General features: G+C 70.6%; 8 protein-coding genes. 5 read left to right on the plus strand and 3 right to left on the minus strand.

Annotated elements, in window-relative coordinates; all coding sequences use genetic code 11:
* Positions 1-145: 145 nt before the first annotated feature.
* Both QQ657_RS52760 and secA2 read right to left on the minus strand, forming a co-directional pair.
* On the minus strand, positions 146-697 hold the full coding sequence (locus QQ657_RS52760; protein WP_284750043.1) for an RNA ligase 1 family protein: 552 nt from the start codon (positions 695-697) through the stop codon (positions 146-148).
* A 78-nt stretch (positions 698-775) separates the two neighbouring features.
* Positions 776-3,115, minus strand: a complete 2,340-nt coding sequence (secA2, locus tag QQ657_RS52765) for an accessory Sec system translocase SecA2 (RefSeq protein WP_284750044.1) — start codon at positions 3,113-3,115, stop codon at positions 776-778.
* A 155-nt stretch (positions 3,116-3,270) separates the two neighbouring features.
* Between secA2 and QQ657_RS52770 the strand changes: the two genes are divergently transcribed.
* Positions 3,271-4,833, plus strand: coding sequence for an alpha/beta hydrolase (locus QQ657_RS52770; RefSeq protein ID WP_284750045.1), 1,563 nt, complete (start codon positions 3,271-3,273; stop codon positions 4,831-4,833).
* 53 nt (positions 4,834-4,886) lie between these two features.
* The gene (locus QQ657_RS52775) at positions 4,887-6,284 is read left to right on the plus strand and encodes an alpha/beta hydrolase (protein WP_284750046.1); all 1,398 of its coding nucleotides are present in this window, start codon (positions 4,887-4,889) and stop codon (positions 6,282-6,284) included.
* Here the strand turns inward: QQ657_RS52775 and QQ657_RS52780 are convergent.
* Positions 6,281-6,943, minus strand: a complete 663-nt coding sequence (locus QQ657_RS52780) for an LppX_LprAFG lipoprotein (protein ID WP_284750047.1) — start codon at positions 6,941-6,943, stop codon at positions 6,281-6,283. The genes QQ657_RS52775 and QQ657_RS52780 overlap by 4 nt on opposite strands.
* 98 nt (positions 6,944-7,041) lie before the next feature.
* Between QQ657_RS52780 and QQ657_RS52785 the strand changes: the two genes are divergently transcribed.
* The 3 genes from QQ657_RS52785 to QQ657_RS52795 all read left to right on the plus strand — a co-directional run bounded on the left by QQ657_RS52785 (position 7,042) and on the right by QQ657_RS52795 (position 11,286).
* Positions 7,042-8,322 carry an MFS transporter gene (locus QQ657_RS52785; RefSeq protein ID WP_284750048.1) on the plus strand — a complete coding sequence of 427 codons (1,281 nt, stop codon included), beginning with the start codon at positions 7,042-7,044 and terminating at the stop codon, positions 8,320-8,322.
* Positions 8,323-8,383: 61 nt separating this feature from the next.
* Complete coding sequence (gene glnA / locus QQ657_RS52790) at positions 8,384-9,727, plus strand: type I glutamate--ammonia ligase (protein ID WP_284750049.1); 1,344 nt, start codon at positions 8,384-8,386, stop codon at positions 9,725-9,727.
* Positions 9,727-11,286, plus strand: a complete 1,560-nt coding sequence (locus tag QQ657_RS52795) for an amidase (RefSeq protein WP_284750050.1) — start codon at positions 9,727-9,729, stop codon at positions 11,284-11,286. Before glnA ends, QQ657_RS52795 begins: the two co-directional genes overlap by 1 nt.
* Positions 11,287-11,711: the final 425 nt, after the last annotated feature.

The following is an 11,711-nucleotide window of genomic DNA, read 5'->3' on the forward strand; positions in this document are numbered from 1 at the left end:
CACCGCACGGCCAGTACCCGCAGCAGGGCCAGTACTCGGGCGTCGTCGCCAGTGCGGTCAGGACGCTCGGCAGCCGCAACGCTGCGCGTGCTGCGCATCCAGGAGAATTACTGCATCTCCGAGGTCACCGCGCCGTCGTGACCCGCTAGGTCGACGTGACCGCGTCGCGGTGCTTGAGCTTCGCCATCCGCCCGTCCCGGTGGTGCCAGACGACGCCCTCGAACTCCGGGTGCGCGAGCAGCCACGCCATCAGCCCGTCGAAGTCGCGCGGGACGCCGGCGAACTCCTGCGCGGTCGCGTGCGGGACCAGCCGGTGCGTGCCGAGCTTCTCCGGGTCGCCGTTGATCTTCGGCCCGCACAGCTCGTAGGTGCCGGGCGCCGCACCGAGAAGCCGCTCCTGCGCCTCCTCGAAGAACGCCGCGAACGACGACTGCCCGATCGGCTCCCAGCCGACCGTCTTGCCCGTCTCCGGGTCGGTCTGCACGGCCTCGAACCCGTCCGGCGTGCTCTTGCCCGGCTTCACCTCGCGCCGCGCCCACCAGTCACCGGACTCGTCGAGCCGGACGCAGGTGCCGTCGTACTTGCGGGTGGCCACGCCTTGGCCGTCGAGCACCCACTGGCACTCGGGGTGCACTTCGCGGGTCACACGCCGGAGGTCTTCGGGGTCGCGACGGAACAGCGTCGGGATCTTGCGCATGGGCCCCATCCTTCCGTTCGGGGCAAACGAAAAAACCCCCGCCCGGGCTAATCGGGCGGGGGTTTTCCGGGAAGAAGGCTACTTCCGCTTGATCATGCTCCGGACCTTCTTGATGGTCTGCTCGAAGTCGGAGTCGAACGGGTTGTCGTGCACCAGGTAGGTCCACGTCGTGTTCGCCCGCCGGACGCCCGCTTCGCCCAGGTCGATGCCCTCGTCGGTGAGCTCGGCTTCTTCGAGCGTCTTCGCCGCCCGGGAGTCCGCCTCGGCGATGATCTTGTGGAACTCCGGGATCGCCGCGCGGTGGAACTCGTCGAGCGGCGTCTCCCGCGCCAGCGCCCGGAGGTGGATGCTCTCGCGGACGTCGGTCAGGAACGCCAGGTGGTCGGACCAGAGCTGGTCGACGTGGAACAGCAGCACCTCGCGGCACATCTGCTCCAGCTTGTCCTGGTCGTCGAGCTTCTCCTTCAGTTCGCCGAACTTCTCCTCGTGCGCCTTCTCGAGCTGCTCCGCCGCGTACGCGGTGCGAAGCACCTTGTCGCGGTGCACCAGCAGGTCACGCCGCTGCCGCTCGATCAGCCGCGTGTAGCGCCAGGTGTTGCGGTGGATCTCCAGGTCGACGCCCTCGGCGACGCGCTGGGCGTGGTTGAGCTGCCGCAACGCCGCGTTGTCGACGATCTCGCCGGTCTCTTCGTCGTCGGTGATGCCCTCGGGCACGTCCGGCGCGTTCGACAGCACGAGCTCGTCGTTCAGGCTCGCGAAGAAGATCGCGCTGCCCGGGTCGCCCTGACGGCCGGAGCGGCCGCGCAGCTGGCCGTCGAGGCGGCTCGACGGGTACCGCGCGGTGCCGATGACGTGCAGCCCGCCCAGCTCGACGACCTCGTCGCGGGTCGCACCGTCGGTGCCGCCCAGCCGGATGTCGGTACCGCGGCCGGCCATCTGCGTGGACACGGTGACCGCGCCCTTCTTGCCGGCCTCGGCGATGATCGACGCCTCTTCGGCGTCGTTGCGCGCGTTGAGCACGACGCACTCGAGGTCGACCTTCGCCAGCTTCTCGGCCAGCTCCTCCGACTCGGCGACGTCCTGGGTGCCGACGAGGATCGGGCGCCCGGTCTCGTGGACCGTGCGGATCTCCTCCTCGATCGCCCGCAGTTTCTGCGACGGCGACGCGAAGACGCGGTCTTCCTGGTCCTCGCGGACGTTCGGGGTGTTCGGCGGGATGACCGCGACCTCGAGCTCGTAGAACTCCCGCAGCTGCTCGGCGACGGCGACCGCGGTACCGGTCATGCCGGCGACCTCGGGGTAGCGCGCCAGCAGCGCCTGGACGGTGATCGAGTCCAGGATCTCGCCGCGGTCGGTCGCGCTGACCTGCTCCTTCGCTTCGACGGCGGCCTGGAGGCCGTCCGGCCAGCGCTGCAGCTCGGCGACGCGCCCGCGGGCGGCGTTGATGAGCTGCACCTTGCCGTCGCGGACCAGGTAGTCGACGTCGCGGGTGAGCAGCGCGTGCGCGTGCAGGGCGACGTTCACCGCGGGGAGCCGGTCGGACGCCGTCTCGCCGTAGAGGTCGTCGACCTCCAGGCCGAGCGACTTCGCGACGACGGACGCGCCGGCGTCGGTCAGCCAGGCGTTGCGGCCCTCGCTGTCGGTTTCGTAGTGCAGGTTGAGCCGCAGCCGCCGGACGACCTTCGCGACCTCTTCGTCGGCGTCGGTGTGGTCGATCGAGCCGGCCATCACCAGCGGGACGCGGGCCTCGTCGACCAGCACCGAGTCCGCCTCGTCGACGATCGCGACCTCGGGGTCCGGCTGGACCAGGTCGTCGACCGCGGTGACCAGCCGGTCGCGCAGGACGTCGAAGCCGATCTCGGCGACGGCGCCGTACGTGACGTCCTTGGCGTAAGCCTCGCGACGCTCCTCGCGGGAGTGCGCGGGCTCGACCCACCCGACCGACACGCCGAGCAGGGCGTACACCGGGCCCATCCACTCCGCGTCGCGGCGGGCGAGGTAGTCGTTGACCGTGACGACGTGCACGCGCTTCCCGCGGATCGCGTAGCCGGCCGCGGCCAGCGCACCGGCGAGGGTCTTGCCCTCACCGGTCTCCATCTGCACGACGTGCTTGCTGAGCAGGCCCATCGTGCCGAGGACCTGGACGTCGAACGCTCGCTCGCCGAGGGCCCGCCGTGCGGCCTCGCGACCGAGCGCGCACACCTCGATCAGGTGATTGTCGCCGAAGGCGGTGTCCTTCAGCTTCTCGCGGAGCTCGCCCGCCCGCTCGGTCAGCTCTTCGTCGGAGAGCTTCTCGAGCTCGGGTTCGAGCTTCTCGACCGCGGGCAGCAGTGCTTCGTAGCGGGTCAGCTCGACGCTGCCCGGACGCTGGATGATCCGGCGGAGCTTCTTGCCCACCCGGCTGATCAGTGCTGCCACCCCTGGTCTCCCGTTCTCTCTCGCTCGACCGGCCTGCCCCACCCAACGTGGCGGTGGTGCGTTCGAGTTCCGCGGCCGGATGGGACGATCCAACCGTGTTCCCTCATCCCAGCGCCAGGTCCGGTCGTCGCCGGATCACCGCAATTGCGACATCCGTGCTGATCGCGGCCTCGCTGGCCGCCTGCACGTCCACCGGCAAGCCGGCACCGGTCGCGCCGACGACCGAGTCGCACCCGCCGTCCGGGCCGGTCCCCGCCGGTTTGGAGCGGTTCTACGGCCAGAGCCTGAGCTGGGGCGACTGCGCACCTTACGCGACGTCGGAAGACGCGCGGTCGGCGTTCCAGGCGAAGGACGTCCAGTGTGCCCGGCTGACCGTGCCGCTGGACTACGCCAAGCCGGCCGGTGACACCGTCACGCTGGGCCTGCTCCGGCACAAGGCGACGGACGAGGGCGCCCGGATCGGGTCGCTCGTGGTCAACCCCGGCGGCCCGGGCGCGTCGGGCATGGTCGCGGCGTCGGGCCTGGTCAAGCCGACGACGAGCACCGGCCTGGCCAAGCGCTTCGACCTCGTCGGGTTCGACCCGCGGGGGATCGGCGCCAGCCAGCCGGCCATCCACTGCCTGACCGACCAGGAGCGTGACGCCGACCGTGCCGACGACAGCGAGACCGACGGCTCGCCGGCGGGCGTGCTCAAGCAGGAGTCGCAGGAAAAGGACTTCGCCGCGAAGTGTGCCCAGCGCGCCGACGACGGCACCGGGATGCTGGCCAACGTCGGCACGCGGGACGTCGTGAAGGACCTGGACGTCCTCCGCTCGGTCCTCGGCGACGAAAAGCTCACCTACCTGGGCTACTCCTACGGCACCCGGATCGGGTCGGCCTACGCCGAGGCGTTCCCGAAGAACGTCCGCGCGATGATCCTCGACGGCGCGGTCGACCCGGAGCAGGACGCGGTCGAGTCGCTGGTCGCGCAGGGCCAGGGCTTCGGGACGGCGTTCACGGAGTTCGCGAAGTGGTGCACCGCCCAGCAGGACTGCGCGCTCGGCCAGGACGCGAACACCGCGGTCAAGGCGTTCCAGGACCTCGTCCGGCCGCTGATCGACTTCCCGGTGCAGGTGGGCGACGGCCGCAAGCTCTCCTACGAGGACGCGACCACCGGCGTCATCCAGGCGCTCTACCAGGAGAGTCTCTGGGACACGCTCAACTCGGGGTTGAACGAGCTGAGGCAGCAGCGCGGGGTGACGCTGGAGAAGCTCGCGGACATCTACAACGAGCGCGACACCGACGGCAAGTACGGCACGACCCAGGACGCCTTCACCGCGATCCGCTGCGTCGACGACCCGCGCGTCACCGACCCGGCCGTCATCCTCAAGGCGCAGGAGGAGTACGTGAAGGTGGCGCCGTTCCTCGACGACGGCCGCCCGGCTTCGGCGGCCCGTGACGCCTGCGCGTTCTGGCCGGTGCCGAACACGTCGGAACCGCACGTGCCGAACGTCGAAGGCCTGGCGAAGACGCTGGTCATCTCGACGACCAACGACCCGGCGACGCCGTACCAGGCCGGCGTCAACCTCGCGAAGGGCCTGAAGGGCGCGCTGCTCACCTTCGAGGGCACGCAGCACACCGTGTTCCTGCAGGGCGTGAAGTGCGTGGACCAGGCGGGCACGGACTACCTCGTCGACGGCACGGTCCCGGCGGAAGGCACCCGCTGCACCGGGCAGTAGGCCTCGCCGCGCTGGCGGTGCTGCTGGCGGCGTGCACGAGTGCTCCGGCACCCGTGCCGCCGCCGGCTTCCAGGCCGCCTGACCTGGGGAAGTTCACCACGCAGAAGCTCGCGTGGAGCCCGTGCGGCGAGTCTCTGGACTGCGCGCACCTGACCGTGCCGCTGGACTACGCGGCGCCGGACGGGCCCACGATCTCCGTCGGCCTGCTGCGGCACAAGGCGGCGAAGCAGCGGATCGGCTCGCTGGTCGTGAACCCCGGCGGGCCGGGCGGCTGGGGCACGTCGACGGCCGCGGCCCTGGCCAAGACACCCGCCGCGGCGCCTCTGCTCGACCGCTTCGACCTGGTCGGCTTCGACCCGCGCGGGGTCGGCACGAGCCAACCCCGGATCACCTGCCGCACCGACGCGGAGCAGGACGCCGACCGCGCGTCCGACGTCGAAAGCGACATGTCGCCCGACGGGGTGAAAAAGCAGCTCGCCGAGACGACCGCGTACGGCGCGAAGTGCGCCGAAGGGACGAAGTACGGCAAGACGCTCCTCGTGAACGTCGGCACGCGAGACGTCGTACGCGACCTCGACCTACTTCGCGCCGCGCTCGGCGACGAGAAGCTGACCTACCTCGGCTATTCGTACGGGACGCAGATCGGCGCGGCCTACGCCGAGGCGTACCCGCGCAACGTCCGCGCGCTGCTGCTCGACGGCGCCATCGACCCCGCCCAGGGCCTGGTGGATTCGCTGGTCACGCAGGCCGCGGGCTTCCAGGACGCGCTGAACGAGTTCGGCAAGTGGTGCGCGTGCGCGGTCGCCGGCAGCACCGAAGCGTTCCAGCGGCTGGTGCGTCCGCTGATCACGAAGCCCCTCCCGGCCGGGACCCGGAAGCTGTCGTTCGAGGACGCGATCACCGGCACGTTCGCGGGGCTCTACTCACGCGGCGACTGGCCCGCCCTGAAAGCCGCGCTCGCGCAGGTGGCCCAGGGCAACGGCCGGACCCTGCTGGCCTTCGCCGACGACTACTACCAGCGTGACCACGACGGCCACTACAGCGGCGCGATCGACGCGTACTTCGCCGTCCGCTGCGCCGACCACACCCGCGTCACCGACCGGGCCGCGATCGACCGCGCGCACGAGAAGATGCTGGCCGGCGCGCCGTTCCTGGCCGGTGGCACGCCCGACACGAGCGAGCTGGACATCTGCTCGACCTGGCCGGTCCCGCCGACGTCGGCCGAGCACACCCCGCGCGTCGAAGCGCTGCCGAAAACCCTGGTCATCTCGACGACGCACGACCCGGCAACGCCGTATCAGCAGGGTGTCGCCCTCGCGAAGGACCTCAAGAGCGCGTTGCTGACCTACGAGGGCGTCCAGCACACGGTCTTCCTCGACGGCAACGCGTGCGTCGACCGCGCGGGCATCGCCTACCTGATCGGCGGCACCGCCGCCGACGCCCGCTGCTAACCGAGGTTCACGGGCTCGTTCTGCCTGGTCAGCGACAGCTCGAACATGACGGGGCTGAGGTGGTCGCCGGCCGGCGGGACCTGCACCCAGAGCCTCGCGAACCGCCGGGGCCCGTCCGCGGAGACCCACACCTTGACGATGATGTCGTCGGCGACCTGCGGCAGCACGCTGTGCGCGACGGCCGCGGGCACCCGGCCGCCGACGCGCAGGGCCGCGGCGCCGTCGACGTTCTCCTTGCCCTCGGTCTTCGCGTCGGTGACGCCCTCCAGCAGCCGTTCGAGCCCGCCGGACGGGCCGAGGAACGTGCTCACGGCGTACATCTCGGGGATCGGGCCGCGCCCGACGTCGGGGTCGGTGGTGACTTCGCCGTCCCGGACGGTGAAGCGGAACTTCGTGTGGCCGTCGCCGAACTGGACGTCCGCCGTGCCGGTCGCGGCCCCGCCGCCGTCGAGGGTCGCGTCGCCCTCGATGAGCCGGAGCGGGAAGCCCGGCAGCACACCGTTGACGCCGGCCGCGAAGTGCACGCTCCGCACCGAGGCGAACGACGTCGCCGCGTCGCGGACCAGCTCGGCACCGGCCGGGAACGGCCCGCGCGTGTCCGGCGACCCGGTGCAGCCGGCGGCCAGCAGGAGCACGAGCAGGAGGGTGAAGCGGGACATGTCCCGAGCCTACTGAGCGCGACGGCGTGGCCCGATCCTTGCGGATGATGTCCTTCAAGCCACTTTCGAGCTTTCGCGCCCGCGGCGAGACTGCACTGGTGACTGTTGAGACCCGCCCTGCCCCGAAGCTGCACCGCGCCTGGCTGATCGCCGGTGCCGCCTTCGTCGCGCTGCTCGCCTCCGCCGGTTTCCGATCCGCCCCGGGTGTCCTCATCGACCCGCTGCACGCGGAGTTCGGCTGGTCCACGGCCACGATCAGCTCGGCCGTCTCGGTCAACCTCGTGCTCTACGGCCTCTTCGCACCCTTCGCGGCCGCGTTGATGGAGCGGTTCGGCATCCGCCGCGTGTCGGCGACGGCGTTGTTCGTCATCGCCCTCGGCGCGGCCGGCACGGTCTTCATGAGCGCGAGCTGGCAGCTGGTCCTGTGCTGGGGCGTGCTGATCGGCGCGGGCACCGGCTCGATGGCGATGAGCTTCGCCGCGACCGTCGCGGCCCGGTGGTTCGTCCGCAGCCGCGGCGTCGTCACCGGCGTCCTGACCGCGGCCGGCGCCACCGGCCAGCTGATCTTCCTCCCGCTCATCGCGAACCTGGCGGTGAGCTCGGGCTGGCGGACGGCGTCGCTGGTGATCGCGATCGCCGCCCTGGCCGTCGTCCCGGTGGTCCTGCTGGTCATCCGCGACCACCCCGCCGACGTCGGCACCACGGCCTACGGCGCGCCGGCCGACGCGGAGGTCGCGCGCCCGGCGTCGAAGACCGGCTCGGCCCGCCGCGCGCTCAGCGTCCTGCGGACGGCGGCCCGCACCCGGACGTTCTGGCTGCTCGCGGTCGGCTTCGCGATCTGCGGCGCGACAACGAACGGCCTGGTCGGCACCCACTTCGTCCCGGCCGCGCACGACCACGGCATGCCGCAGACGACGGCGGCGGGCCTGCTCGCCCTGGTCGGCGTCTTCGACGTCATCGGCACGATCTTCTCCGGCTGGCTCACCGACCGCGTCGACCCGCGGATCCTGCTCGGCGTCTACTACGCGCTTCGCGGCCTCTCGCTGGCGCTGCTGCCGCAGCTGTTCACGAACTCCGTGCAGCCGAGCATGTGGGCGTTCATCCTGTTCTACGGCCTCGATTGGGTGGCCACGGTCCCGCCGACGGTCGCCCTCTGCGTCAGGGCCTTTGGCGACGCCGGCCCGATCGTGTTCGGCTGGGTCTTCGCCTGCCACCAGCTGGGTGCCGCGTTCGCCGCGTCGGCCGCCGGCCTGGTCCGCGACCAGCTCGGGAACTACAACCTGGCCTGGTACTCGGCCGCGGTCCTGGCGGTGCTCGCGTCGGTCGCGTCCCTGGCCATCACGCGGGCGAAGAAGCCCGTGCCGGTGCTCGCGAGCTGACTTCGTCACCCTCGGCGCGTCGTGAAACATCCCGTTAACACGCTGTCGTTAGGGTGCGGCCATGGATCGCCAGCAGGAGTTCGTGCTTCGTACGCTCGAGGAGCGCGACATCCGTTTCGTCCGTCTCTGGTTCACCGATGTGCTGGGGTTCCTCAAGTCCGTCGCGGTCGCCCCGGCCGAGCTCGAAGGCGCTTTCACCGAAGGAATCGGCTTCGACGGGTCGGCCATCGAGGGCTTCGCGCGCGTCTACGAATCGGACATGGTCGCCAAGCCCGACCCGGCCACGTTCCAGGTCCTGCCGTGGGAGACCCCGGACGGCGGCCCGTACTCGGCGCGCATGTTCTGCGACATCGCGATGCCGGACGGCTCGCCGTCGTGGGCCGACCCGCGGCACGTCCTGCGGCGCCAGCTGTCGAAGGCGGCCGAAGCGGGCTTCACCTGCTACGTGCACCCGGAGATCGAGTTCTTCCTGCTCGCGACCCTGCCGGACGACGGCAGCGAGCCGGAGCCCGCGGACAACGGCGGCTACTTCGACCAGGCCAGCCACGCCACGGCGACGCACTTCCGCCGGCACGCCATCGAGACGCTCGAGGCGATGGGCATCTCGGTCGAGTTCAGCCACCACGAAGGGGCACCGGGCCAGCAGGAGATCGACCTCCGTTACGCCGATGCGCTGACGATGGCCGACAACGTGATGACGTTCCGCTACGTCGTCAAGGAGGTCGCGCTGACCCAGGGCGTGCGCGCGACGTTCATGCCGAAGCCGTTCACGGACCAGCCCGGCTCCGGGATGCACACCCACATCAGCCTGTTCGAAGGCGACCGCAACGCCTTCTACGACGCCGAAGACCCGCACGAGCTGTCGGAGACCGGCAAGGCGTTCGTCGCCGGCCTGCTGCACCACGCCAAGGAGATCTCCGCGGTCACCAACCAGTGGGTGAACTCCTACAAACGCCTGATCAGCGGCAGTGAGGCGCCGACGACGGTCTCGTGGGGCCGGGCGAACCGCTCCGCGCTCGTCCGCGTCCCGATGTATTCACCCGGAAAGGCGTCATCCCGACGGGTGGAGATCCGTACCCTGGACTCGGCGTGCAACCCGTACCTGGCGTACTCGGTCATCCTGGCCGCCGGGCTGAAGGGGATCGAGAAGGGCTACGAGCTGCCGCCACCCGCCGAGGACAACATCTGGCAGCTCAGCGACTCCGAACGGCGCGCCGCCGGGTACTCGCAGCTGCCGCAGAACCTGGGGGAGGCGCTGTCCGAGATGGAGAAATCGGAACTCCTGCCGGAAGCGCTCGGCGAGCACGTCTACGACTTCTTCCTGCGGAACAAACGCGTGGAGTGGGACAACTACCGCAGCGCGGTCACCCCGTACGAACTCCGAACCCTGCTGCCGGTCCTCTGATGGGGCGGCGGCCGGTGTTCCTCGCGATCCTGGCCGCCGCACTCGTGCTCGTCCCCACGGCACCAGTGGCTTCGGCGTCGTCTTCGAAGTTCGACCTCGATGCCGCCGACATCCCGGCCCTGCAGGCGCGGATGGCGTCCGGCCGGCTCACGGCGGTGAGCCTGACCAGCACTTATCTCGACCGGATCCACCGCATCGACGGCAAGGTCAACGCCGTCCTGGCGCTCAACCCCGCTGCCTTGAGCCAGGCCGCTTCGAGTGACGCCCGGCGGCGCGCGCACCACCTGCGCGGCCCGCTCGACGGCATCCCGGTGCTGGTCAAGGACAACGTCGACACGCGAGACCAGTGGACGACGGCGGGGTCGCGCGCCCTGCGCAGCTACCCCGCGAAGGACGCGACGCTCATAACGCGGCTTCGCAACGCCGGAGCCGTCATCCTCGGCAAGGCGAACCTGTCGGAGTGGGCGAACTTCCGTGCCGCGAAGCCGACGTCGGGCTGGTCGGGCGTCGGCGGGCAGACGAACAACCCGTACGTGCTGGACCGCAACCCGTGCGGGTCGTCCGCCGGGTCCGCGGCCGGCGTCGCCGCGTCGCTGGCCCAGGTGGCGATCGGCTCGGAGACCGATGGCTCGATCGTCTGCCCCGCGGGGATGACGGCGACGGTCGGGCACAAACCGAGCCTCGGCCTGGTCAGCCGCACCGGCGTGGTGCCGATCTCCGCCGAGCAGGACACCGCCGGGCCGATCGCCCGCAACGTCGTCGACGTCGCCCTGACGCTGTCGGTCCTGCAGGGGCGGGACCCCGCGGATCCGGCGACCTCGCAGTACCCGGACTCCCAGCCCACGGACTACGCGAAGCTGCTCCGGCCGGGCGTCCTGCGCGGCGCGCGGATCGGGCTGTGGCGGCTGCCGGTGCTCGGCCCGGCCACCGACGCGGTCCTGACGTCCGCGCGGAACTCCCTGGTCAAAGCCGGTGCGACGGTCGTCGAAGTGACTCCGCCGTACCAGGCGCGGCTCGGCGAGCTGGAGTTCCCGGCGCTGCTCACGGAGTTCCACCGCGACCTCGACGCCTACTTGGCGACCCGCCCGCGCGGCCCGCGGAACCTGGCCGAGCTGATCGCCTACAACCGTGCGGACCCGCTCGAGCAGACGTGCTTCGCCGGTCAGGAGCTGTTCGAGCAGGCACTGGCCGCACCGCCGCCGACCGACCCCGGCTACCTCGCCGGCCGCGCCGAGCTCTCGGACCTCGCCCGCCGGTCCCTCGACGAGACCCTGGCGAAGTACCACCTGGACGCGATCGCGTCGCCGACCAACCCGCCCGCGTGGAAGACCGACTGCGCGGTGGGGGACAACGACGTGATCCCGTCGTCGACCCCGGCCGCGGTCGCCGGCTACCCGGACGTCACCGTGCCGGCCGGGTTTGCCGGAGCCCTCCCGGTGGGTATCTCGTTCATGGGTGCCCGGTGGTCGGACGGCCGGATGCTCGCGCTCGCGGCGGACTTCTCGCGAGTGGCTCCGGCCCGGGTGCCGCCGCGGTACTTGCCGACCTTGCCGTCGTAGGGGTGTTGGATACGCTCTGACCTGCGGCAATGGCGTTAAGTGACCCCCCTGTTCGGGACCGGTTTCGGGGCATGTAATCTTCTCTTCGTCGCCAGGAACACCGGGTCGCCCCGGGGCCGCAAGCCCCGAAGATCCGGCCGGGCCGAGCGGGTTGACACCGCGGATCGGACCGGGTAATGTTCAGCGTCGGCCCACGAGCGGCCGCCGAATCCCTACGACTAACATCGTGGGCTGAGGCATGCTCGACCAAAAGCTTGTGAATATCGCTTGGAACAACTGCCGAGGATATAGCCGCTGATAAGGCGGCGAGTCCGGAGTGTGTTGCTTGAGAACTCAACAGTGTGCTAGTGAACTAAGCCAGTAGAGCTTATGTATTGAACCTCGTATGAGGTTCCTTTGAGAGCAAAGTATTTTGCCTCGATTAA

The sequence above is a fragment of the Amycolatopsis ponsaeliensis genome (assembly GCF_030182635.1).
In the GTDB taxonomy this organism is placed as follows: Bacteria; Actinomycetota; Actinomycetes; order Mycobacteriales; family Pseudonocardiaceae; genus Amycolatopsis; species Amycolatopsis ponsaeliensis.

Excerpts from the sequence above, each read along its gene's own strand:
- QQ657_RS52795 (WP_284750050.1), top strand. The coding sequence starts at position 9,727 with ATGGGGCGGCGGCCGGTGTTCCTCGCGATCCTGGCCGCCGCACTCGTG.
- glnA (WP_284750049.1), top strand. The coding sequence starts at position 8,384 with ATGGATCGCCAGCAGGAGTTCGTGCTTCGTACGCTCGAGGAGCGCGAC.
- QQ657_RS52760 (WP_284750043.1), bottom strand. The coding sequence starts at position 697 with ATGCGCAAGATCCCGACGCTGTTCCGTCGCGACCCCGAAGACCTCCGG.
- QQ657_RS52780 (WP_284750047.1), bottom strand. The coding sequence starts at position 6,943 with ATGTCCCGCTTCACCCTCCTGCTCGTGCTCCTGCTGGCCGCCGGCTGC.